The organism is Candidatus Endomicrobiellum agilis (genome assembly GCF_020328115.1).
GTDB lineage: Bacteria > Elusimicrobiota > Endomicrobiia > Endomicrobiales > Endomicrobiaceae > Endomicrobiellum > Endomicrobiellum agilis.
In genome coordinates this window covers 57,586-81,374 of record NZ_JAIXMW010000001.1, presented here as the reverse complement: position 1 = coordinate 81,374, position 23,789 = coordinate 57,586, and the positions used below count along the sequence as shown (strand labels likewise).

20 protein-coding genes, 1 tRNA gene and 1 other RNA gene are annotated in these 23,789 nt (G+C 34.1%); 12 read left to right on the top strand and 10 right to left on the bottom strand.

Annotated features, from left to right (window positions below):
• Window positions 1-11 precede the first annotated feature (11 nt).
• The 5 genes from secD to LE179_RS00320 form a co-directional block, all read right to left on the bottom strand.
• A complete protein-coding gene (gene secD / locus LE179_RS00340) occupies window positions 12-1,442 on the bottom strand; it encodes a protein translocase subunit SecD (RefSeq protein WP_374128388.1) in 1,431 nt (476 codons plus the stop codon).
• Complete coding sequence (locus LE179_RS00335) at window positions 1,443-2,126, bottom strand: HD domain-containing protein (RefSeq protein ID WP_374128387.1); 684 nt, start codon at window positions 2,124-2,126, stop codon at window positions 1,443-1,445.
• 546 nt (window positions 2,127-2,672) lie between these two features.
• Window positions 2,673-3,062, bottom strand: a complete 390-nt coding sequence (yajC, locus tag LE179_RS00330; protein WP_374128386.1) for a preprotein translocase subunit YajC — start codon at window positions 3,060-3,062, stop codon at window positions 2,673-2,675.
• A gap of 29 nt (window positions 3,063-3,091) precedes the next feature.
• On the bottom strand, window positions 3,092-4,237 hold the full coding sequence (gene tgt, locus LE179_RS00325) for a tRNA guanosine(34) transglycosylase Tgt (protein ID WP_374128385.1): 1,146 nt from the start codon (window positions 4,235-4,237) through the stop codon (window positions 3,092-3,094).
• Window positions 4,237-4,902 carry an HD domain-containing protein gene (locus tag LE179_RS00320; protein ID WP_374128384.1) on the bottom strand — a complete coding sequence of 222 codons (666 nt, stop codon included), beginning with the start codon at window positions 4,900-4,902 and terminating at the stop codon, window positions 4,237-4,239. The genes tgt and LE179_RS00320 overlap by 1 nt, the downstream gene beginning before the upstream one ends.
• Before the next feature lie 308 nt (window positions 4,903-5,210).
• On the opposite strand from LE179_RS00320, the gene LE179_RS00315 reads away from it, so the two are divergent.
• From LE179_RS00315 to nrdD, 8 genes are all read left to right on the top strand, one after another.
• Window positions 5,211-6,566, top strand: a complete 1,356-nt coding sequence (locus LE179_RS00315; RefSeq protein ID WP_374128383.1) for an MATE family efflux transporter — start codon at window positions 5,211-5,213, stop codon at window positions 6,564-6,566.
• A gap of 65 nt (window positions 6,567-6,631) precedes the next feature.
• Window positions 6,632-7,255: an AAA family ATPase gene (locus LE179_RS00310; RefSeq protein ID WP_374128382.1), complete on the top strand. Its 624-nt coding sequence runs from the start codon at window positions 6,632-6,634 to the stop codon at window positions 7,253-7,255.
• A 252-nt stretch (window positions 7,256-7,507) separates the two neighbouring features.
• Complete coding sequence (locus tag LE179_RS00305; protein WP_374128381.1) at window positions 7,508-7,660, top strand: hydroxyethylthiazole kinase; 153 nt, start codon at window positions 7,508-7,510, stop codon at window positions 7,658-7,660.
• A gap of 219 nt (window positions 7,661-7,879) precedes the next feature.
• A complete protein-coding gene (locus LE179_RS00300; RefSeq protein WP_374128380.1) occupies window positions 7,880-8,122 on the top strand; it encodes a hydroxyethylthiazole kinase in 243 nt (80 codons plus the stop codon).
• Window positions 8,119-9,039, top strand: a complete 921-nt coding sequence (gene nadA / locus LE179_RS00295; RefSeq protein ID WP_374128379.1) for a quinolinate synthase NadA — start codon at window positions 8,119-8,121, stop codon at window positions 9,037-9,039. The genes LE179_RS00300 and nadA overlap by 4 nt, the downstream gene beginning before the upstream one ends.
• A 130-nt stretch (window positions 9,040-9,169) precedes the next feature.
• Window positions 9,170-9,586, top strand: a complete 417-nt coding sequence (locus tag LE179_RS00290) for a hypothetical protein (RefSeq protein WP_374128378.1) — start codon at window positions 9,170-9,172, stop codon at window positions 9,584-9,586.
• Between the two features lie 398 nt (window positions 9,587-9,984).
• Window positions 9,985-12,033, top strand: a complete 2,049-nt coding sequence (locus LE179_RS00285; RefSeq protein WP_374128377.1) for a ribonucleoside triphosphate reductase — start codon at window positions 9,985-9,987, stop codon at window positions 12,031-12,033.
• 104 nt (window positions 12,034-12,137) lie between these two features.
• Entirely contained in the window at window positions 12,138-12,317 is a 180-nt protein-coding gene (nrdD, locus tag LE179_RS00280; protein ID WP_374128376.1) for an anaerobic ribonucleoside-triphosphate reductase, read from the top strand.
• 215 nt (window positions 12,318-12,532) lie between these two features.
• On the opposite strand, the gene LE179_RS00275 is transcribed toward nrdD, so the two are convergent.
• From LE179_RS00275 to LE179_RS00265, 3 genes are all read right to left on the bottom strand, one after another.
• Window positions 12,533-13,114 (bottom strand): anaerobic ribonucleoside-triphosphate reductase activating protein, encoded by a 582-nt coding sequence (locus tag LE179_RS00275; protein WP_374128375.1) that lies wholly within the window; start codon window positions 13,112-13,114, stop codon window positions 12,533-12,535.
• 175 nt (window positions 13,115-13,289) lie between these two features.
• Window positions 13,290-15,701: a homocysteine S-methyltransferase family protein gene (locus tag LE179_RS00270; RefSeq protein ID WP_374128374.1), complete on the bottom strand. Its 2,412-nt coding sequence runs from the start codon at window positions 15,699-15,701 to the stop codon at window positions 13,290-13,292.
• 373 nt (window positions 15,702-16,074) lie between these two features.
• Complete coding sequence (locus LE179_RS00265; RefSeq protein ID WP_374128373.1) at window positions 16,075-16,698, bottom strand: hypothetical protein; 624 nt, start codon at window positions 16,696-16,698, stop codon at window positions 16,075-16,077.
• A gap of 1,195 nt (window positions 16,699-17,893) precedes the next feature.
• On the opposite strand from LE179_RS00265, the gene LE179_RS00260 reads away from it, so the two are divergent.
• The 4 genes from LE179_RS00260 to LE179_RS00245 all read left to right on the top strand — a co-directional run bounded on the left by LE179_RS00260 (window position 17,894) and on the right by LE179_RS00245 (window position 20,247).
• Window positions 17,894-18,292: an acyl-CoA thioesterase gene (locus LE179_RS00260; protein ID WP_374128372.1), complete on the top strand. Its 399-nt coding sequence runs from the start codon at window positions 17,894-17,896 to the stop codon at window positions 18,290-18,292.
• Window positions 18,282-18,785 (top strand): tRNA adenosine(34) deaminase TadA, encoded by a 504-nt coding sequence (gene tadA, locus LE179_RS00255; RefSeq protein WP_374128371.1) that lies wholly within the window; start codon window positions 18,282-18,284, stop codon window positions 18,783-18,785. Before LE179_RS00260 ends, tadA begins: the two co-directional genes overlap by 11 nt.
• 115 nt (window positions 18,786-18,900) lie before the next feature.
• Window positions 18,901-19,320: a transfer-messenger RNA gene (ssrA, locus tag LE179_RS00250) on the top strand.
• An 851-nt stretch (window positions 19,321-20,171) separates the two neighbouring features.
• Window positions 20,172-20,247, top strand: a tRNA-Gln gene (locus LE179_RS00245).
• Between the two features lie 85 nt (window positions 20,248-20,332).
• On the opposite strand, the gene LE179_RS00240 is transcribed toward LE179_RS00245, so the two are convergent.
• Entirely contained in the window at window positions 20,333-21,973 is a 1,641-nt protein-coding gene (locus LE179_RS00240) for a hypothetical protein (protein WP_374128370.1), read from the bottom strand.
• A complete protein-coding gene (locus LE179_RS00235) occupies window positions 21,973-23,685 on the bottom strand; it encodes a hypothetical protein (RefSeq protein ID WP_374128369.1) in 1,713 nt (570 codons plus the stop codon). The genes LE179_RS00240 and LE179_RS00235 overlap by 1 nt, the downstream gene beginning before the upstream one ends.
• Between the last annotated feature and the right edge of the window lie 104 nt (window positions 23,686-23,789).

The window sequence follows — 23,789 nt, the reverse complement described above, 5'->3', positions numbered from 1 at the left end:
CTAACCCCCGGCTATATTTTTATTTTTAATAAAAGATTTTCTTTGAACAAAAGTTCATATATAAGTTTTGTTACAGTCACAGCAGTGAACATGCTTACAATAAGACCTATCGAAAGAGTAACGGCAAAACCTTTTATAGGACCTGTTCCAAACTGGAATAAAAAAGCCGCAGCTACAAGAGTCGTAAAATTCGCATCAAAAATAGTCCAAAAAACTTTCTGATATCCCATATCCACTGCCACTCTTACTGTTTTTCCAGCAGCAAGTTCTTCCCTTATTCTTTCCAATATAAGCACATTTGCGTCAACGGACATAGCAAGCATAAGCGCTATACCAGCTACTCCCGGAAGCGTAAGAGTAAACTGAAAATATGTCATTATCGCCATGAGTATTATTAAGTTTAAAGCAAGCGCTAAATCTGCAATTAATCCTGAGGAACGGTAATAGATAAACATAAAAAGAAAAACTAATATAACACCTATAAAAGACGACATAAAACCTTTCTTTATAGAATCGTCACCGAGCGACGGTCCGACCGTCCTTTCTTCTATCAATTTAACCGGCGCAGGAAGAGCGCCTGCTCTCAATACGGCTGCAAGAAGTTTTGCCTCATCAGAGTTAAAATTACCCTCAATAACCGCTTTTTCTCCTCTAGAAATCTTTGCACGTATCACAGGAGCAGACTGCACAACATCGTCAAGAACTATAGCTAGATTTTTTCCTATGTTTCTCTCAGTTATATGCTCAAATATTCTTCCACCATCTTTATTAAATTCCACTGAAACTACCATTCCATGTTGGTACTCTCCACCAAATTCAACTTTTGCGTTTGCAAGAACGGCTCCTGTTAAAAGAGCTTTATCTAAAACGCAATAAATTACATCTCTTTTGGTCTCAAAAACCGATGCGCCTTCAGGCATAACGGCTTTTATATCTGGATACAGCGATGGATTTTCTCTATATTGTGCAGGCGTAATTTTTTTCTCATAAATCAAATCAAGAGCTCGTTTTGCTTCTTCGCTTGTATTTTCTATCCTAAACTCAAGCAATGCAGTCTTACCGATTAAATCTTTCGCGGCTTTTGGATCTCTAATGCCCGGAAGCTGCACTACTATCCACTTATCTCCTTGCTTTGCAATCATGGGATCCGTTACGCCGAATTGATCAATCCTATTTCTGATAATTTCTATCGCTCTGTCAACTGCATCCTTAATTTTTACGCTCCCATCTAACCGTGATGCGTCAATTTCTAAAAGAAGATGTGTACCGCCTTTTAAATCCAAACCTAATTTTAGAAGTTTGCCTAAAATAGGATCTTTCTCTTTTTCTGCTTGTTCTCTTTTCTCGACAGACATAATCGCCCAGTTAAAAGACGGCCATAACACCCAAACCGAAAAAGCTAATAATACAATACTAATCCACAATTTCCAGTTAATCTTCACTTAAAGTAATTTCCTCTCATTTATTATTAACTCAAACGTACAATTCAAAAAACTCGCAGCTCTTCTGCACATAAGCATTCTCGACATAAAAATCTCAAAATACTCCATAACTTTTGATATTTGCGTATCAACGGTAAGCTGAAGCGATATAATTTCTTTATCTTTAAGAACTTTTAAAAAAGATCTTTCCACGGCAGAATTTACTCTATCGTGTATATCGTATCTTGAAATATCGGGATTTCTAACTCTTGTTTTGTGCACGTCAGATTTGTCAGCTAAAATTAAAGCAGCCGCCACAGGATTTACGGGATCTCCTCTTTCTTCTTCGTGGTTTCCTACTGCCGAAATTATCAATGCCGTTTCTTCAGGCATCATACCCATATCTTTCAGTAACCTCATCGACACAAGGGCAGCAGATTGTCCGTGATCCTGTCTATTTACGACATTTCCTATATCGTGCATATAACCTGCAATTCCCGCAAGTTCCTGAAGTCTCTTCGGATAATCAAGATACAACAAAACATTTTCAGCTATAGAAGCAACCAGTTTTACATGTCTGACGCCGTGTTCGGTATAACCAATCGTCCCCAAATAATCGTTAGCAGATTTAATAAACGCGTTAACTATCGGGTTTTTCTTTACGTCTTTAAGAGTTACACTTGAATACTTATTTTTATCATCCATAATATATTATCGGCTCTTCTGCAGCTTGCGGCATTAGTCCATTTTCTTCTCTTGCTCTTGGCAGCAAGTTGCAGCCAGTCAGGAAGCATATACATATAGTCTTCCTTTCCTTTATCTCTTAATGGTTTCGTCGTTAAATTTGAGTCGTTCTTATTGCCGTTGAGGACTTGGTTAGTGGTCTTACGATGCTCTGCCAAATGTTACTTATTTGTCTTATTTGGAACATATCGAATATAGATTCCACCTTTTTAATCTCATCTCTTTCCTTTTTCAGGATATTGCGACTTGTCAGTCTCCGCCTTTTGGAATTCTTTCAACGCTGTGTCTTCGTGCTTTTACGATTTTGTGCCTGTTTGCGATACTTTGCCTCACAGCATTCCTTATTTGGACTGTTATTCTGAGAATACCATCTGCCAATAATTGTTTATGAGAAACTGCTCCTTTCTTGCAAAGCAGTATTCGTAGATTTTGTTTATCCTGACCATCGGATAACAGTATTCATCATTTCAAGTCAGACTAAAATACTCCATTATTTATTTCTTATATTTATTTCTTAACTATTTCAGGTATTTTTGCCGCTTCTTCATATTCTTTTGTTATAACAGCAGAAATCGATTGTTTTGCAACCTGAACACAAACTCCCTCTGAAACTTTTGCCTCAACGATGTTCCCTTTTACAGCGCTTACTGTGGCATATAAACCGCCAGCGGTAATAATCCTATCATCCTTTTTTAAAGAATTCAATAAATTCCGATGTTCTTTAGCCTTTTTCTGTTGCGGTCTCAACAAGAACAGATAGAAAAAAACAAATATAAGAATTAACGGCATTAATCCGCCAAAAGAAGACAATCCCATCGAAGAGGGCTGCGCAAACGCCAAGGATGGCATTACAATAATCGACATTAAAAATATAAATAAATTAATAAACTTCTTCATTTTACCCTCATTCTTAATTCTCTAAAATACTAGTCCTCTGAAAGTCTGTCTCTCGAATAGTATTTTTCAAAAAATTCTTTTTTTGATTTGATAAAAGTACTATTTTCTAATGATTTTCTCATTTTTAACGTTAAGTTTACCATAAAATAAATGTTATGTAAAGACAAAAGACTTAAATATAAAGTCTCGCGAGCCCTCACCAAATGATTTAAATACGCTTTTGAATATCCAGTACATACAGGACAGCCACAATCCGGGTCCAATGGACTGAAATCTTCCTTAAATTCCGCATTTCTTATATTAATTTTCCCAAGACTTGTAAAAACCTGTCCATTTCGTCCATTGCGCGTAGGAATAACACAGTCAAACATATCAATTCCACGTTCAACACCTTCCCATAAATCTTCAGGCATTCCCACACCCATAAGATATCTGGCTTTATTTTCAGGAATCACAGGCAAAATACTTTCTAAAACAGAATGCATATCTTTTTTAGGCTCGCCTATAGAAAGTCCACCCATTGCATAGCCAGTAAAACCAATATTTAACATTTCCATCGTACTTCTTACTCTTAAATCATTATATACCGATCCCTGTATGATGCCAAATAAAGATTGAGTTTTGTAAGAATCATCCTTATAAAATTCTTTCTTACACCTCTCCGCCCATTTAAGACTTAATTCCATAGAATTTTTTGCATATCCGTAATCTGCGGGGTAAGGCGTGCATTCGTCAAAACACATTGTAATGTCAGCACCTATGTCCTTTTGAACCTGTACGGATTTTTCCGGTGAAAAAAAATGTTTTGATCCGTCTATATGAGACTGAAATTCAACTCCGTCTTCGTTAATTTTTCTGATATTTCTCAAACTAAACACCTGAAAACCACCCGAATCTGTAAGCATCGGACTGTTCCACGAATTAAATTTCTGTATCCCTCCCGCTTTTTTTATTACTTCAGTTCCGGGACGAAGATATAAGTGGTATGAGTTTGCAAGTATTATTTGCGCGCCGGAACCGCGCAAAAACTCTATGGCAACACCTTTAACCGTGCCTTGCGTCCCCACAGGCATAAAAATCGGAGTGTCAATAATACCTCTCGTAGTATAAACCTTTCCGAGTCTTGCCCCACATTCAGACGATTTTTTTATAAGTTGGTAAGAACCGCATTCCATTACAGAAACTTATCCTCATTAATATATAATTCAAAATTGCAATTCAAAACACTACTTGCCCTTCTACAGAAATTTGTCCTTGACATAAATATTTCAAAATAGTCCATAACTGAGCATATTGTAGTGTCAATTTTTATTTGCAGTCCGATAGTCATCCTTTCTTTATCTATAACAACATCAACTTTTTGACAAGCAGCAGTTATACGAGAATGTTTATAGATATAATATACGTCCTCTGCTCTTATTCTTTCACGGCGCACATCTGTTTTATCACCGAGAACAAGAGCAGCAGCAATCGCCGACACCGGGTCCACAGTTTTATCTTCATGACAACCCACAGCGCTTGCTATAGCAAAAACATCTTCATTGTATCTGTCATCTCCAATAATATTTAAAAACATTATTGCACTGCTTTGATCGTGTCCATACTTTGAAACCAAGTTACCCATATCATGGATATAAGCGGCAATTTTAGCAAGTTCCTGCTCTCTTTTGCTATAGCCCAAATATTTCAAAATCCGCTCAGCAATTTCGGCAGCATACAAAGCATGTCCTCTACCATGCTCCTTATATCCCATAAGAGCAAATGTCTTGTCCATAAATTTAAGGTATGTCTGTATTTCAGGATTATTTTTTATTTCTTCAAAAGTTAACATATCATCCATTTAAGTATTATATCAAATTTCAACCTATGCTATTTTGGTATTATCCTCAATTTGAGTACGGCTTGCCAAAAAGCAAAATTCTGAGATATTTCTTTCAATATTTTTGCAGTAACGCTAAGAAAACAGTCTTGAATTTGAAAGGCAGAATACGAAATAAACGACAACTGCAAAATATCTCTTCTGTCGCCACAAGAACAATCTGCACATAATAGACAGTAAATATACAAAACATTCAGTTTTTATTAAAATACTTAATATTAATCCATACACATAACACATATACTTCATATTTCAGGAATCCTAAAAACATGAAAAAAGGAAAGTCTCCGCTTATTTTAGGCACTTCGGATATAGACAAACTACTAGTTGAATATGCAATTCCTGCGATTATTGCTATGATCACCGTATCGCTTTACAATATAACCGACAGCATTTTTATAGGTCGCGGTGTCGGAGTTTTGGCTTTATCCGGTCTTGCGATTACCTTTCCTATCATGAATTTAGCCGCAGCATTCGGGTCTTTAGTAGGCATTGGAGCAGCAACTCTTTTATCGCTGAGACTCGGACAGAAAGATTACATTGCCGCAAATTATATAATCGGAAATGTATACGTACTCAACATCGCAATGGGAATATTATTTTCTGTAATAGTCCTCGTCTTTTTAAATCCTATTCTCATCTTTTTTGGCGCAAGCAGCCAGACGCTTCCTTATGCACGCGATTTCATGATTATCATTTTAGCTGGCAATGTAATTACTCATACATATATAGGACTCAACGCTCTAATGCGTTCCGCTGGCCATCCTCAAAAAGCGATGTATGCCACAATTATAACCGTCCTAATGAATTTGACACTTAATCCCCTGTTTATTTTTAAATTCGGTTGGGGAATACGAGGAAGCGCCGCGGCCACGATTATATCACAGACTTTAGCTTTAGCATGGCAAATATGGTTTTTCAGCAGCAACAAAAGTTTTATACGTTTAAAAAAAGATTCTTTTCGCTTAAGAAAAGAAATTGTAAAGGGAATATTCTCTATAGGTACGGCGTCATTTCTTCTTAACGCCACAGCGTGTGTGATAGTCATTCTCATCAATAAAAACCTCTCTTTTTACGGCGGAAATCTTGCGGTAGGCGCTTATGGAATAGTAAACCGTATGACATATCTTTTTATCATGATAGTTTTTGGTCTCAATCAAGGCATGCAATCTATAGCCGGGTATAATTACGGGGCAGGCGCTTATGAACGCGTAATAGAAGTTTTAAAAAAAACAATTATTATTGCGGTTGCCATAATGACTTTTGGATTCGTACTTGTAGAGTTGTTTCCGCACTCTGCGGCATCTATTTTCACCAATGAAAAAAATCTCATTGATATAACGGCAACCGGACTCCGTTACACATTTATGTTTTTCCCTTTTATAGGATTTCAGACTGTGGCGGTGGCTTTCTTCCAGGCTATCGGCAAAGCGCAAAAGACTATTTTATTATCACTTACACGTCAGGTGCTTTTTCTTATACCGCTTCTTATTGTTCTGCCAAAATATATGAATATTTTCGGAGTATGGATTAGTATTTCGATTTCCGATATAGCGTCTTCTATTTTAGCGGTTTATATATTTATGGCACAGTATCGCAAATTACAGAGTAAAAAAAGCTGTTAGCTGCTGTCACTCATTTCATTTTGCTTTCTACTTCATATTAGACAACAAGGCAAAGAGGTAAAGTTGTGAACAAAAAATTTGCAATAACAATAGCGCGACAATACGGCAGTGGCGGATTTTTAATAGGCAAAAAATTATCCAAAGATTTAAATATAGCATTTTACGATAAAGAGCTTATAAAGATAGCTTCAGAAAAAAGTGGTTTAGAAAAGGAACTTTTTGAAGCTTCAGACGAAAAAAAACATTTTTGGCTTTTCGGAGGATTACATGGATTATTTGTAAACTTTTTCGGTTTGGAACAGAGCGACAATAATCTTATTTTAAACGATTCTCTATTTAAAATTCAAAGCGACATAATAAAACAGCTTGCGAGAAAAGAATCGTCAGTTTTTATTGGACGATGCGCCAATTATGTCTTGCGAAATCATCCAAAATGTATCAATGTGTTTATATGCGCTGATATAGAAGATAGAATAGAACGCATAAGTTTGTATAAAAATATTACGGAGAACAAAGCTCTTGAAGAAATAGAACGCTCGGACAGAGAACGCTCAAAATATTATAATTACTATACGGGAAAAGTTTGGGAAGAGGCAATTTCATATCATTTGTGTATCAACTCTTCTGTTCTCGGCATAGATAAAACGGCAGAATTCATACGCACTCTTGTAGAAAAAAAATTCAAATAAAAGTATAATTAATAACAGTTACAATATTTATTGGTCATTCTAAATAGAAATTAGTAAAGAGGTAGAATTGTAGATAATATCTACGAAGTTTTGGAAAAAAAACGAGAAAAATTTCCCTTTTAATGCATTACATTACAAACTGGGTTATAATTTCAGATTGCGCAATACCATCAAAATTTTCGGCGGCTCGCTAGTAAATGACACACATTCCTGAAGAAGCTGTAGATATGGCGTCTATGTGCAAACTCCGTTATGATAAGCATAGGAACTCTAAATAACAACACAGTCGACGCTATGAAACAAGTTTATGGCTACCGCAAACAAAAGGAAATCCACGTAGTTGTAGATGCCGCAGAGGTAGGTGCGACAAAATACAGAAATGAAAAAATAGCAGAACTTTTATAGTATAAAGTTACCATTATAAAAGGCAGTGCTTCTGAAATCGCAAAAGTTGCAGGAATAAACGTCGTCACAAAAGGCGTTGACAGCGGAAATATTCCGGGAACAATATAATAAAAATTGCAAAGACTCTTGCTTACGAAAAAAGAGTGTTGTTGCAGCAGCTGGAAAAGAAGATATTTATACCGATGGAGCAAAAGTTTTTATAGTTAAGATGGATATCCCATGATGTCCCAAATTGTGAGGACAGACCGTATGTCGACTTCTGTTACAGGGACATTCTGCGCAGTTGAAAAAGATTATCTTTTTGCCACGATCGCGAGTCTTATATGTTTTGAAATTGCAGCAGAAAGTGCCGACGAAACATCCGAAGGTCATAAAACATTTAAAACAAATTTGTTTGGCAAAATAACTGCATTAAGCGGTATATCAATTAAAATGAGAAAATTTGAAGAAATAAAACAATGAAAGAAATAATAAAAAAACTAAATGAGTTAAAAAAAGAAAAAAATGCCATAATTTTAGCCCACATATATCAGCTGCCTGAGATTCACGATATAGCAGATTTTGTCGGCGATTCTCTGGATTTAAGCAAAAAAGCTGTGCAAACAAATGCAGATGTAATTGTTTTTTGCGGGGTGCATTTTATGGCAGAAACCGCATCGATACTAAATCCAAATAAAAAAGTCTTAATTCCCGCAATAGATGCAGGTTGCCCTATGGCAGATATGATAACTGCCGAAAAATTAAAAGAATTCAAATCGCAATATAAAAATCCGGTAGTGGTAGCTTATGTAAATACTTCCGCTGCGGTAAAAGCTGAAAGCGATATATGCTGCACGTCTTCAAATGCTGTAAACGTTGTGAAAAGCGTTGCCGACAATAAAAGCGATATAATTTTCATTCCCGACAGAAATTTAGGCAACTATGTTCAAAAAACGTCAGGCGTAAAAATGAATATCTGGAACGGATTTTGTCCTACGCACAATAATTTAATTCTGCCAGAATATGCCTTAAACGCAAAAGAAGAGCATCCGCATGCGGAAGTTTTAGTTCATCCTGAATGCCGTCCAGAAGTCATATCTTCCGCAGACCACATTATGTCAACCGGTGTTATGTGTAGATATGTTGAAAAAAGCACCGCGAAAGAATTCATCATAGGAACAGAGACGGGAATTCTATATAAGCTTAAAAAAGATAATCCGGATAAAAACTTTTACCCCGTATCGTCTTTTGCAGTGTGTCCTAATATGAAAAAAATCACACTTGCAAAAGTTCTAGATACGCTTACAAATATGAAAAATATAGTTTCTGTTCCTGACGACATAAGACAAAAAGCTTACATTCCAATTCTAAAGATGCTGGAAATAAACGCGCAAGGCTAAGAAAACAACTTTTTTGTTGATATTTTTGTTTTTAATAAATATTAAATCACACTAAATAAGCGGCGTTTATGCTATATTAGCGTTTTGTAAATTTTTTGGTTTTTGAAAAAATGCACACTAGTGTCTCAAATTGGGCAATAAGAAACAGACAGTTCAGAAAACGACGAAAAAGACGGTATTTGAAGTATTTGGTAGAGAAGGATACGACGTGAGTAAATTTATAGCAGGACTTTTAATACCATCAATGATATGCAGTTGTAGAAAAGCTCCTAATGGCGAAAGAGCTAAAATTTTGGCTCGTCTAAAGACTGAGAAGAAGCCTTTTCTTTTTTTTGATAACAAGCCGCCAGAAGAGGCTGGCCATAATGAAGACAGAACAAAAATACCAGATTATGAACGCCCCCCGTTGGAAGAAACTAATCTTGGGAGTATTTGGACGCTCTGCAAAAAACAATGGGAACATTGGTATGTTAACATAAACCTGTGTATATTTTTGCACAAGTGTTCATCTGCAAAAGCTATCTCAAAGATGTTCAAAGTTCAATAATAAATAAAGAGGGTATAAAAAGAAAGATGTATTGGCTTAATTAAATATCGCTTGCTCAAATTCTTTCCTGTTATCTATCTCTTTCTCTTTTATTTCTTGCGTTCTCAATTTCAGTTCTTTGCTTCTTAAGACTTTACATTTCGCCTCATGTAAAGTTAGTCCTCCTTCTTGAAATACTTATTTATATGTATTGTTCTATTTTGCATTTATATTCATTGCTCTTTTTTATTTCTTTTAATCCTTGCTCACTTACTTTTTTCATTATCCTTACTCCTCCTCCTCTTCACTTCTGCTATCAGGCAGCAGGGGGGAGTAAATATTAACATAAGCACAATATGGAAAACAAAGAATTTTTTAGTTCAATCATAAGAGGTAGTAAATATTAACATAAGCACAATATGGAAAACAAAGAATTTTTTAGTTCAATCATAAAAAGAAATGGTATCAGGGAAGCATTTAATCCAAAAAAAATTGCTGCGGCTATAGCAAAAGCAGGCGAAGCTACAGGCGAATTTGGACAAGACATAGCAAATAAACTAACCATAAAAGCTTTATCTCTTCTACTAGATACGATTGAAAACAAAAAACCCACTGTCGAAGAAGTTCAAGACATAGTTGAAGAAGTTTTGCTCTCTTCTGTGTATAAAAAAACTGCAAAAGCGTATATACTCTACCGCGATCAGCACAGTAAAATAAGAGAAATAATGTCTGCTTTCAACGTTGATTTAGTTGACCAGTACCTCAAAAAAACAGATTGGCAGGTAAATGAAAACAGCAACATGTCTTATTCCTTGCAGGGTCTCAACAATTATATTTCTTCAGAAATCAGCAAGATTTATTGGCTGAATAAAATTTATCCGGAAAATGTAAGAAAGGCACACAGCGAAGGGGATCTGCATCTGCATGATTTAGGATTGCTTGGCGCTTACTGTGTAGGCTGGGATTTGCAGGATTTGCTGCTGAACGGATTTAAAGGCGCATCCGGAAAATCTGAAGCAAAACCGGCAAAACATTTCAGGACAGTGCTTGGACAGATTGTAAATTTTTTTTATACTCTTCAAGGCGAAAGCGCCGGAGCGCAAGCTTTTTCAAACTTTGACACACTGCTGGCTCCTTTCATTTATTATGACAAACTAAACTATGAAGAAGTAAAACAGGCTTTACAGGAATTTTTATTTAATATAAATGTCCCCACAAGAGTCGGTTTCCAGACTCCTTTTACAAATTTAACTATGGATTTGACCATAGCTCCACATTACAAAAACGAACCTGTCATAATCGGCGGCAAATATCAAGATAAAAAATATGCCGAATTTCAAAAAGAAATGGATATGTTAAATCAGGCATTTTTAGAACTCATGCTTGCAGGGGACGCTAAAGGCAGAGTCTTTACATTCCCAATACCTACATATAACATAACGAAAGACTTTGATTGGAATAATAAAAACATAAGCGCTTTATGGGATATAACAGCAAAATACGGAGTACCTTATTTTGCAAACTTTATTAATTCTGATATGAAACCCGAAGATGCAAGAAGCATGTGTTGCCGTTTGAGAATAGATAACCGCGAACTTAAAAAGCGCGGTGGCGGACTTTTTGGAGCGTCTCCGCTTACGGGTTCAATAGGAGTCGTCACAATAAATATGCCAAAAATAGGTTACCTTGCAAAAAACGAATCTGATTTTATAGACAGACTTAAAGTGAATATGGATATTGCAAAGCAAAGTTTAGAAATAAAAAGAAACATTTTAGAAAAATTTACGTCTGGTAATTTATATCCTTATATAAGTTTTTATCTGAGAACGATTAAAAAACGCTTTAATGAATATTGGAAAAACCACTTTTCAACAATAGGAATTGTAGGGTTAAACGAAGCATGTATGAATTTGTTTGGAGAAGGAATCGGGAGCAAAAAAGGGAAATCCTTCGGCGAAAGAGTATTGGATTTTATGAGAGAAACTCTTATTAAATATCAGAAAGAAACAGGAAACAACTACAATCTTGAAGCTACGCCCGCGGAAGGAGCATCTTACAGGCTTGCAAGGCTTGATACGCAGAAATACCGCGATATAATTTCGGCAAGTAAAACAGAAAATACGCCATTTTATACAAATTCAAGTCAATTGCCGGTAGATTATACCGACGACATTTTTGAAAATCTAGATTTACAAGATTCAATGCAGACAAAGTACACTGGAGGGACGGTTTTGCATATTTTCATAGGGGAGCGTATTAAAGATACGAAAAGTCTAAAAATTTTTATAAAAACCGTATGCGAAAATTACAATCTGCCATATTTTACAATAACGCCTACTTTCAGTGTGTGCCCGCGGTGCGGCTACATTGAAGGCGAACATACCGAATGTCCGAAATGTAAGCAGGAAAAACTTGACAATATAGACAAACAAATAAAAGCACTCGAAGACATGTTATATGAGAATTGATATCCTTTCTCATTTTTCCTCATATAAGATGTTTTAGAACAGCCATGCATGGCAAATCAAAGTTTACTCTTGCTGTGAAATAAATTTATAAGGAAATCACTAAAATGACATTAAACGAAATTCATGAGAAAATCAAAGAATTAAAACTACAAAAAGATTTAGTTAAAGGTACAAAATGTGAAGTCTATTCAAGAGTGGTGGGATATTTGAGACCCGTTGCTTCGTGGAACGAAGGTAAGAGAGAAGAATTTAAAACCCGTAAAAATTATTGTTTTTACAAATAATATTTTCTCTCCTTTTTGGACTACTACAGTATCGCCATACTGAATCTAATTGAGAGTTTCCGTTAAAAAGTAAACAAAAATAACAGACTCCGATGTAAATCCGTAATGACACTTTCTTTTTCCATCCTTGCGTTACACTATGTGAGAGCACAGCTATAAAAAATAACAGTTGATTGTGCTTTTTATTGAACTGTTGTCCGTTGTTAATTGTTAAATTATTTCCTGCATTCTTGAACTATGTATTCTGAATTTCCTATGGTTGCTCTTATTTCATCTATATCTTTTTCATTTAAAATATCCATATCGTATGTAGTTCTGAAAATATGAGGTATGTTTGAAGACTTAATTATATGTAGTGACCGCATAATTAAGTTTAAATTTCCCTTGAAAAATAATTTGTATTTTTTGGCAGGCGATTTTATATCCATAGCTATAAAATCTATGAGGTTTCCGCATATAAGTTCTTGCAATATTTCAGGGTTTGTGCCGTTTGTGTCAAGCTTAACGGGAAACTTCAAATTTTTGATTTTTTTTATGAAATCGCATAAATCATCTTGTAGCGTGGGTTCGCCGCCTGTTATGACTACTCCTTTTAAAAGATCTTGTCTCTTTTTTAAGAAATCTAAAATTTCATTTCTATTTAGAATTTTCTCAAATGAGTCGGGATAAACTAGTTGAGGATTGTGGCAATAAGGACAGAACATATTGCAACCCTGTGTAAAAATGACGGCTGCAGGAGTTCCATGATAATCTATAAGCGATAGTTTTTGAAGTCCGCCTATCCGCAACTTTGCCACCCCTTTGTTTGTATTATTCTGAACTTATCCTCCACTGCTCCGATTAATTGAGCTTATGGTGACTAAACTGAGAATTTAACGAGATGCCTCAATTGCTTCGTTTTTCCTTTCGTGTAGTCTTTATTTTTCCAAAATCTTATTATTACATATACTCAAAAGCGTAACTTGATCTTTATTATCTACACCTACTTGCTTGTAAAGCTTTCATATATCTTGCGGCTTCCATAGCGTCTCTGGCATAAGCATCTGCGCCTATCTCTTTAGCAAACTTTTCTGTCACCGCCGCTCCACCCACAATAATTTTTGTGGGAACACGAGCTTCATTTCTTAATTTTACAACCATTTCCATTTCAGGCATTGTGGTTGTCATAAGAGCGGAAAGCCCTATTGCAATCGGATTAACTTCGCGGGTTTTATTCATTATTGCCTGAGAATCGACGTTTATGCCCATATCTATGACGTCAAAACCATAGCTTTCAAGCACAGCGCCAACTATGTTTTTACCTATATCGTGCATATCGCCTTTAACTGTAGCCAATATAACCTTACCGGCAGAAGACTTTTCGTCCTTTTTTAAAATAGTTTTTACTATGGAAAAAGCTCTTTGAGCAGCCTGTGCAGACATAATTATCTGCGGTAAAAAATATTCCTTTGCGGCAAATTTTTCGCCGACAAGGTTTAAAGCTTTCAAAACATTATCGTTTACTGTCTGAAAAGGATTGGCATCAGAAGTAATAATTTGATTTAAAATGTCAGTTACAGATTCTTGATTCCCATTTAAAACCGCAAAATAAAGCTGTTTATCCGGAGGAAGTTTTTGTGCCTCAGTTTTTGGCATCTGTTTTTTAAAAGCGGCAAATGTCTCCATATACTTAATTGCTCCCTTATCTTTATTCAGGAGTAAATTCTTAGCAAAAGGATCATCTATATTCCAATTCTCGTGGGGATTAACAATTGCAAAATCAAGCCCTGCATCCACAGCCATTTTTAAAAAAGTTGAATTAATTGTTTGTCTTGAAGGAAGTCCGAAAGAAATATTTGAAACACCTAAAATGAGCTTACATTCAGGATATATTCTCTTTGATTCTTTCATTGCCTTTAACGTTTCTTGTATCTGCCCTGGCGAAGAACTTACGGAAAGAACGAGATAATCAAAAATAATATTTTTCCTTTCAAATCCGCATCGATCGGCAAAGTTTAAAATCTCTTCAGCTATTTTTAATCGACCCTCTGCCGTTTCAGGTATCCCGTTATCATCTGTCGTCAATGCTATGAGCGCCGCGCCATAGCGTTTTGCAATAGGCAATATTATGTCAAGTTTTGCCTGTTCGCCGTTTACAGAATTTATAATAGGCTTGCCTGCACAGTTTTTAACTGCCTGCTCTAAAGCGCCGGGATTACTCGAATCTATGCATAAAGGAACAGGGACTGTCTCCTGTATCTGGTTTACGGCATTTGTAAGAAGTTCTATTTCATCTGTTCCCGGAACACCCATATTCACATCTAAAAGATTTGCGCCAGATTGAACCTGCGAGCGAGCTTCATCTTTTACGTGAGATAAATTGCCCTTAAGCAGCTCCTCCTGAAACTTTTTCCTGTTCGTAGGATTTATCCTCTCGCCAATTACAACAGGACGCTTAGCCTCATCTACATCTATAGCTTTTGTTCTCGTTGAAAGGAAATATTTACTTTTCATACCACGTATTTTCGGAGCTTTGTTCTTAAGCTCGCCAGACAAAATTTTTATAAATTCAGGATTCGTTCCACAGCAGCCGCCAAACATATTGACGCCGTAAGAATATGCTTTTAAACTTGCTTCAATAAATTCTTCTTTCGTCTCAGGAAAGCAAGTTTCGCGGTTAATCAACACAGGAATTCCAGCATTAGGTTTAAAAGATATAGGAAGATTTGTGTTATCGCACAGAACTTTTGCAAGCTCCGCCAAATCCTGAGAGCCTATAGAGCAGTTTAATCCCAGAGCATCGGCGCCTAAACTTTCCGCCATTGCAATAAAACTTTTTAAATCAGTTCCCGTAACCGTAATACCGTCTTTTGAAAAAGTCATTTGAACAATAACTGCTCCGTTAAAATTTTCTTTCGCTGCAAGAATTGCCGCTTTAACTTCTTTTATTTCAGTCATTGTTTCAATAACTATAATATCTGCACCGTGTTTTTGCAGCAAAAACGACTGAAATGCAAAAGCGTTATAAGCCTCATCAAAAGATAAAGAACCAAGCGGTTCAATATATTCCCCTATCGACGAAATATCGCCAGCGACAATAGTATCAGAAGAAATTTTTCTTATCAAACCAATCCCTGACTTTATTATGTCATCAGCTCGGTCTAAAAGTCCGTGCTGTTTCAACCTTATGGAATTCGCGCCAAATGTGTTTGCAAGAACTATATTAGAACCCGCATTTATGTAAGAGGAATAAATTTCCGCAATTCTCTCCGGGAATTTAATATTTATTTCCTCCGGAATCTCAACGCCGTCGAGATATTTTTTCTTCTGCAGCTCAGTTCCTGTCGCTCCATCCATTATTAACACACGACTTCTTAGGATATCCAAAAATTCTTGTCTGTTCATACCAAAAATCCTTCTTTTCTTGCTTAATTATCCATACTGGTTTTTGCAGTTTTTTGTTGTTGCCGATAAACACTTTTCTCAGTCTTTCACAATCTCAGATATTACACGATTAAAGTCTAATTTTATTTAAAATTACTTTCCGCAAGGTAACACCCACCAATATTTTGTTTTTATATCATATATTTTTATAAGAAATTCTTTTTTTACTAACAGAATATTTCAGTCCCTACGATATCTCCCTCTCTAATCGCATTTGAACTTAAAAATGTTTTAATAAAACAGACCATTTCCCAATAATAGAGATTTTTTTACAAATTAATTGCAATTTTTTTGCTCTTGCTTTCTATAACATTTTTTTTCAATTCTTCAGCTTTTACTCTGTCTTTCTTTTGGCAACACCTATTAAAGCTGAAATAGATTTCTCTGGATTCATCTGACAAAACTCATTTAATTTAATGCCTATATGTTTTGCGCCTATCCAATCCAAAAAATGCTTATTGTCCTCAAGCGACCAGTCGCCGTACCCTGGAGAATATCTCCTTGTTAATATATTACCATTTTTTTCTTCATACGACTTAATCTGTGCATTCACAAGATCTATTGTTTCTTCTGCGGCAACGGACCCTACCGCATCAGATATAAGAGCGTTAAAAGTTTCTTTTTTTTTCAAAAACACATCTCTCCTGCGCTCCAACAACCCGCCTATAGTTACGCTAATCCCATAAACTTTAAAACAATCTCTTAAAAGCGCCATTAAATTACTACTTCTAATTTTATATCCGCTCTCAAATAAAATTTCATCCGATACTTTGCCACCGCTTATCGTTATATTTTCAAAAGCAACCGCCGTTTGAGGTTTAACAAGTTTTTGCGACAAATTTAAATTTTCCCTTATTAAACCGGCAGTTTTCTCATCAAGTTTTGTTTTAGTCTGAAGATATCCCAATCTTGTAAGCAGCTTATTGTAAGGTACTTCTACAGTTAAAATTTTCAGCATAATTAACATTTTACAAAAAAACCCAACTCAATAAATATTAAAATTACGAAATTACGCTTATAGAGTTGATAAAAAACAGTTTAAAAATTTTCTTACGTACTTTTTTATAAGCACAACGTATATATCACACTCTCTATTTGTAACCCACGGCTGTGCGTGCAAATTTATAAGGAAGTTCTCTCTTCAAAAGCGCATATATCTAAAATCGTCCAGATTTACAATCCCGAAGCCTTCTTTTTAACAATAAGCAAATTTCCATCTATGCGCTCAATAAATAATAAAATCAATTTCTTCTCCATTTTACAAGAAGATAAGCCAAGTAAATGGCATAAAAGCATTATGTCGCTAAAATACAGTAAGAAATCAAAAAAGCTCCCTTGCACATATGCATCTTGTCAAAACTTCTTATAATTCTGCAAAAAGCATTATGCTAGACAGAGCAATAAAATTTTACATTCCGCTTTACCCTTCGGATATTGCTTATTTTTACTTTAATCGCAAAAAAATAAACTTGGAATAAGATGGATTTTCTAATACAATAACGTCTTTAGAGGATTTGTTATAGAATAGTAGGGAGATTGTTACTCTTAAATTGCAAAAACCTCCAAGAAAAAACTTGACAAAACATATTTGCAAAGTTTGTTAACAAAAACGGCAATGTTAAAGGAATATATAACGAGGGCAAGCGGAAATTTTAGAATAAAAGTATAGTTTTTTATTCGAAGTAAATATTGTCATTTCTCTTAATCGTCCATATTTATTGAAAAGAGTATATTATTATGAAAGCAAAAATATTGAAATTCGAGAGTTAACAAAACTATTCAGGATATTTTAAGAAGAAGTAAAGCGTTATTTTAGAGAAGACAGAGCTTTTTTTGAGATTTGCAAGTAAAAGCAGTGCGGAACAGTTCGATTTGATAGATGAGATTTGACTTAAGCGTCTAACAACAGTTTTTTTTAAGATATTGGGAATTTACAAATTTTACAAAGGCAGTCAAGAATGCGGACTTTTTCCTCATAATTAGCAGTGCTTATCTTATTTTTGTTTCAAAAACTTCTGTTGTAGTTCCTTTATAATTTTAAGTTCAGACAGTGGCAATATTTTTGTTTTCCGGTGCCTCTTTAGATACGGCGTATTGATTTATTAAAAACAAATTTATTATAATTTAAAGCAAACTTAAACTGGGAGTAGATTATGAATGTGTTGCACTTGAGAATAGCTTACGCCGACACCGATCAGATGGGAATGGTATATTACGGCAATTATCTGACTTTTTTTGAAAGAGGAAGAGCTGAATTACTTAGAGAAATCGGCTTTGAATATAAAATAATTGAAAAGCGCGGATTTTATTTTCCAGTAATTTATGCCGAATGCAAGTATCTGGCGCCAGCAAAATATGATGACCTAATAGCAATAGAAACAAGTCTTACTGAAGTTACAGCGGCAAGCACTACATGCTCTTACAAAGTAAAATGTGATGGAAAACTCTTAGTTACGGGAAAAACAAAACATCCTTTTGTAAACAAAATGTTTAAACCTGTGCGTTTCCCTAACGATATAAGAGAATTAATAGAAAAACATCTTGAAAAATAAACAAGTTAGAGATGATGCTTATTTTATGCTCCAAGCTTTAAAAGAAGCCTCTAAAGCCCAAGAATCGCAGGAAGTACCCGTAGGAGCTGTAATAGTTAAAGACGGCAAAATAATTGCAAGAGGATTTAACAAATGCATCGCATTGTCAGATCCTACAGCTCACGCCGAAATTATTGCATTGAGAAAAGCTGCAAAAAAACTCAAAAATTATCGACTGAATGATTGTTGTTTATATGCTACAATTGAACCGTGCGCAATGTGCGCCGGAGCTTTAGTAAATGCTAGAATAAAAAAAATTATTTTTGGTGCTTTTGATAAAAAGGTGGACTATTGTGGAAACGTACTTAAAACAGCAGATACTAAAAAACCCAACTGCCGAATAGAAATTGACGGCGGGAGAGAAGAATATTTAAGCAGAGAATGTGCAGATATCATAAAATTTTTTTTTAAAAAGGTAAGACAACAAAAGCATAAATCAATCAAAATTATATAAAAAGTATATCCTATAAAGTTCTTTCTTCGTTTTAATGTAAAACAAAATTTAAACATACAAGAAAGAATAGCAAAGAGAAACAGTTATATCTGAGCAAAGTTTTACGAAGAAAAGCGGGGGTGAACAGGGTTCGACGGAAGTGATGGACGTAATGACAGCAGGTCGGAGTTGGTCGATGGCTCCGTAAAAATCGACCGAAAAATAAACAACAAAACGAAAAATAGGCATTTTAGTTCAGAAATAACTAAACAACCAATAATGTTTAGTTCAATGATGAAAGCACAAATGCCATTAATGGCTGCTTAACGCAGTCTCGCTTTACTTTAGACACTTGCTATAAGGTAAAACGACAAAAAGCAGGTTAGTTTTAAGCGGCTTGTGCTGTCAGCTTAAAACGAAATTAAAACAGCGCTGGTTTATAACGTAATCACGTCCGGAGACGGCGTTATAAACGAGATAAATCTTTCGGACTAAGCCTGTAGCGGTCATACTGAAACATTTTCGGACGCGGGTTCAATTCCCGCCACCTCCATAAACATTAACAACGCATCACTTAATTTTAATTCTGGCAATCCAGTCACAATAAACTAAAAGGTAATCTACACATTATGAGAAAAAGTAATTTTTCTCAATAGATTAAATTTACGGTTTTATCTGTCTCGCTGATGAAAAATTCTTTTCATTATTCCATTGATATTTGAGTCTTAACGGACTAAACCGTACATAATTATAATAAAGGCACTCTTTCCCTAACGACATTCAGTGCAATTAAGCTGTTAAACTTAAACTGTATTTCCCGTTTTTAGAATTAAAATCAACACAATATACACTTATTATTTCATCAAAAAGATTTTGAAAGTTTTTATTTAAGCCTGCGTATTTTAATTTTGATGAAAAGTAATTGGATTATAAAAATAAATCGTTATGCGTTATGCTCGTCTAGTCTTCCTCCTACCTCGCAATAATACACTTCTCTTTCTGAGATATCTATCCTGTAGAAGGAGTCTCTCCCCCCTTTAAATGAGAAATACTCTTTATTCTTTCTTTATGCGAGACATAGTGAAAACCACAAGTGTCATAAAAAAACTAATTCAATAACAAAAACATAGATAAAAAAATTAAAGATTTTATATTATATCGCTGAACTGTTACGTAGCAACATCAATTGTTAATTTTTTTGAATAAAAAATTTGCCGATATGAACTTGCAAAATGTAAAGAATACAAATAATGCACTTGTTTCAATAGTTGTTTTATACTGACAAAAATTTAAAGATATCTTCCCCGTCCGTTATCCTTCACAACACGGCTTGATTAGTCCTGCAAGAGAAAAATTTGCCAAAAATTAGAACTTTTTAATATAATTTATAATATTAATCATAAAAATTGCCCGATGGTGTAATTGGTAACACGTCTGCCTCTGGAGCAGAAGTCTCCTGGTTCGAGTCCAGGTCGGGCAGCCAATATCTAACTGGCTGCTTATCCTAAATATCATATCTTAAATAATATCTCCAAGCTGAGTTAGATTTAGAATAAGATTATAGTGTATTATTTTTTATTCAACAATAGATCTTGCCAATACATTGGGAATACAGGCATCCTATAATGACGACTTATTATCAAAGGCAATACATTAAAACCATATTTGATAGCAGAAATTTCATCAGACGAGACAGAATTTTTTTGAATTAATTGTATTCTATTCTTCATTTCTTTAGCTGAAATTTGAATATCAACTTCACTATCTGTACAACCAGTCTCTAGCACAGCATTGCTATTTTTATACATTTTTTCTTCCGTATCTTTGTTTGGATACCAAATTTGAAAATCACATTTTCCGAAATCCATATTTTTTAACATTGTTTGGATTTCATCGTATATATCATCCAAATTATTAAAACAACACAATTGTAAAAGTATCGGAATAAGTGTTGATACATCAAACAATTCTTCTTTAGTCAACTTTTTATTTATATTACACTCAAATAAATCATCATAATCATCTGATGATATAGGAAAATACATCCCTTCTTTATAAGCAAAACATACACATTCTATCATAGAAGTGATCCACGATGATAAAAATTTTCTGTTAGTTGTTATATCTTTAGATATGACTAAAACGGCTAAGGTAATATCTATTATCTGATTATCAAAACATGGATTCAATAAACATTTATGTTTTCTTATAAGTTCAATTATAGTTTTTTGCACTTCTAATAACTTTTCTTTAATAAAGCCATAAATACCTAGAAAACCCAAAATTTCAAATAAATTAATTGAATTGATAGAAAAATCGGCAACATTAATGCACAATCCATTTTCAATTTCTGTATAAGGTTTTATTTTTTCAAAATAATCACCATATATTTCTTCTAAAGTATCGTATATTTTTTTGAACTCTTTTATTAAGACATTATTTTTAAATAGAGAGTATTTTTTTAACATCCCCCATGACGCTATTGTAATCTTTTCTGCACAAAGAATTGCAGGCTTTATATTATTGTTGCTTTTAGCCCAATAGTATATTATATTCAACATAAGATTCACTGTTCGAAATTTTTTTTCAATTCTATCATCACGACTTCTTTCTCCCACTTGCATATCATCAATGAACATCTCCTCTAAAATTTTATTGAGTTCAGTGAATTCATAACTATTATATTCTAAAAGTGCTAATATTTTTCTGAAACTTGAACTCAATTTAGGCGATAATAAGTGTTCATTCAAAAGATATCGTTCTATCTTAAGAGATAATTGATTCCCGCCCCAAAAATCGAATGAAATATTCTTATCTTTATTACACTTTTTATATCCTTCCCAGTTTGGAGTGATTTTTTGGTTCATTTCTCCACCGGTAACAACAATTATATTTTTCTTCTTATTTTTATATTCTTTTGCCAGCATGTTTGGTATATATGTATCTTCTATCTCATTCAGTGATTGCCTTACAGACTGAGGGGTTCCATCCCAATTTTTTCTATCAATATCTCCTCTTTTTATCGTGAAAAGATATATTTCCCCGTTCTCGCCTTTTACTGCTTCTACATCAACCCCATATTGTCTGACACCTATGGAGGGGCTTACTCTTACATCGAATCCCATTTGTAATAATAAGTCAGGCAGTAAAATATCCAATTCTTTTGATTCTTTCAACATAGTTAGATATTCTTTTATTATTAATTTCATTATAAACCTTTTTTAATATTTAGCATATTTAACATACACATAGCGTGAGGAATTGGGGAATATATTCCAGATAACGGACTTTCCGAAGAAAAACTTATAGTTCCCATTTTTTGAGGCTCAGGATAGTCTTTTAAGGATTTATTATAAGAAAAAGAAGCGATCCCATATTTGATACGAGTTTGCCGTATACGCCACAACAGAATCGACTCTTTTTTAACTGCTTCCATCATTCCATTGTGATATCGTTCATTTAAAGCTCTGGACAGTTTTCGCATTATGTTGTCAGGAGGTTCTAATTCTTTTAAAGGAGGTAATTCATTTTTAGGTTTAATATGTGTTTCAATACAATCTATAATAGACGAAATATATCGAGTTTTAGGTTCTTTAGGATCAAGTAAAACTAATTTATTTTTAAGAAATACTATCGTAGATTGGGGAAAGTTAAAACCTATAAAAATTATAAATAATTTTCTTATTATATTTTTTCTGCTATCATTGTATTCTAAATTATCCATAATTGAAAAAATCAAAGGACACATCGTATTAAATTTATTACTATAATGTCCTATTAATTTTTTAGATATGTATATATAATCATATTTATTTAACTTATTATTTGAAGATAAAAAATCAAATGAAAAGTTATTAAAATCCAGATACTCAGCTTGATATGTGTCTAAAAACAAAGTTCCCAGATAAAAAATCGAACAATTTTCATTATCTAACATCTCTATTATCATTTCTTTTGCAATATCGGATTCTTTATGAAATGCATTAATTGTATCATGAAACGATCTTATATCAAATTTTTCTGATTGATGTAAATTAATTTTTTTAGCCCAAGTATGTAAAAACTTCTTGACAGTAGCTATATCACCTTTTACTATTTTTTTACATAAGATATTATCTATAGGATCAACATCATCTGATAAAATACCAGTATAAGAAAATAAAATTTGGTTAAACCAATCTTCTTTTAAATAACCTTCGACCAAATTTGAAAGTATAAATAATAACGTCTGCCTATTATCAGGTTTTAACGAATCTTTCAACTTTAAAAGCAACCTTGGTATTTTTTCAGAAAATTTTATTAAATTTTCACAAGCATACAATATACTGCTATGAAGTCTACTATCTGTTTGCAGACTCTCAAGAATTCTTATAGTTGCATTCAATTCTTTATCATAATCACCGGTATAATTATATTTTCCTATGGCAGTTATATAGCCATGTAAAAGATGCATATTGTCTGTTTCTGAAATTTCATTCACAATGCGTGCATGCGTGCTAAGAAAATCTTTTTCCAATAAAAAAGTATAAAATGTAGATATATAACCACGCGTAAATTCAAAAACTTTTTCTTTTAATTTTGCTTCAATAAGCTCCAACTGAGATTCATTATTTTCTAAAATTGATTTGAAAAGTTCGTACTGTTTGAATGCACAAATATCTTTTATTGTTTTCTTATGTACAATTCTAATAAACTTTATAAAACTATCCCAATTTAGAATAATTCTCGGTTGAATTTCTTCAAATATCGATAGTATTTTAAAGGGACTGTATTCCTGTTTAATTGCTTTGCAAGCCATATTGAGAATATCGCTGTGAGCATTGTCCAAAATTGACTTTGCTTCATTCTTTCTATTGGCAGATATCAACTTTTGCAATTTTTCGAAGAATTGCTTTGGAGTTGGAGAATTTTTTAATTTCATAAAAGTTCCTTCCATAAAACTTAGCATACTATTTAAAACAATAAGTTATAAGTTTACTATTCCGACTCTGAAAGGCAGGCAGCTTAGATACTCTCCAATCTCAT

Excerpts from the sequence above, each read along its gene's own strand:
- LE179_RS00320 (WP_374128384.1), bottom strand. The coding sequence starts at position 4,902 with ATGGATGATATGTTAACTTTTGAAGAAATAAAAAATAATCCTGAAATA.
- LE179_RS00265 (WP_374128373.1), bottom strand. The coding sequence starts at position 16,698 with ATGCTGAAAATTTTAACTGTAGAAGTACCTTACAATAAGCTGCTTACA.
- LE179_RS00235 (WP_374128369.1), bottom strand. The coding sequence starts at position 23,685 with ATGAAATTAAAAAATTCTCCAACTCCAAAGCAATTCTTCGAAAAATTG.
- LE179_RS00335 (WP_374128387.1), bottom strand. The coding sequence starts at position 2,126 with ATGGATGATAAAAATAAGTATTCAAGTGTAACTCTTAAAGACGTAAAG.
- yajC (WP_374128386.1), bottom strand. The coding sequence starts at position 3,062 with ATGAAGAAGTTTATTAATTTATTTATATTTTTAATGTCGATTATTGTA.
- LE179_RS00260 (WP_374128372.1), top strand. The coding sequence starts at position 17,894 with ATGAATGTGTTGCACTTGAGAATAGCTTACGCCGACACCGATCAGATG.
- LE179_RS00270 (WP_374128374.1), bottom strand. The coding sequence starts at position 15,701 with ATGAACAGACAAGAATTTTTGGATATCCTAAGAAGTCGTGTGTTAATA.
- LE179_RS00240 (WP_374128370.1), bottom strand. The coding sequence starts at position 21,973 with ATGAAATTAATAATAAAAGAATATCTAACTATGTTGAAAGAATCAAAA.
- nadA (WP_374128379.1), top strand. The coding sequence starts at position 8,119 with ATGAAAGAAATAATAAAAAAACTAAATGAGTTAAAAAAAGAAAAAAAT.
- tgt (WP_374128385.1), bottom strand. The coding sequence starts at position 4,237 with ATGGAATGCGGTTCTTACCAACTTATAAAAAAATCGTCTGAATGTGGG.
- LE179_RS00315 (WP_374128383.1), top strand. The coding sequence starts at position 5,211 with ATGAAAAAAGGAAAGTCTCCGCTTATTTTAGGCACTTCGGATATAGAC.
- nrdD (WP_374128376.1), top strand. The coding sequence starts at position 12,138 with ATGACATTAAACGAAATTCATGAGAAAATCAAAGAATTAAAACTACAA.
- LE179_RS00285 (WP_374128377.1), top strand. The coding sequence starts at position 9,985 with ATGGAAAACAAAGAATTTTTTAGTTCAATCATAAAAAGAAATGGTATC.
- LE179_RS00305 (WP_374128381.1), top strand. The coding sequence starts at position 7,508 with ATGATAAGCATAGGAACTCTAAATAACAACACAGTCGACGCTATGAAA.
- LE179_RS00300 (WP_374128380.1), top strand. The coding sequence starts at position 7,880 with ATGATGTCCCAAATTGTGAGGACAGACCGTATGTCGACTTCTGTTACA.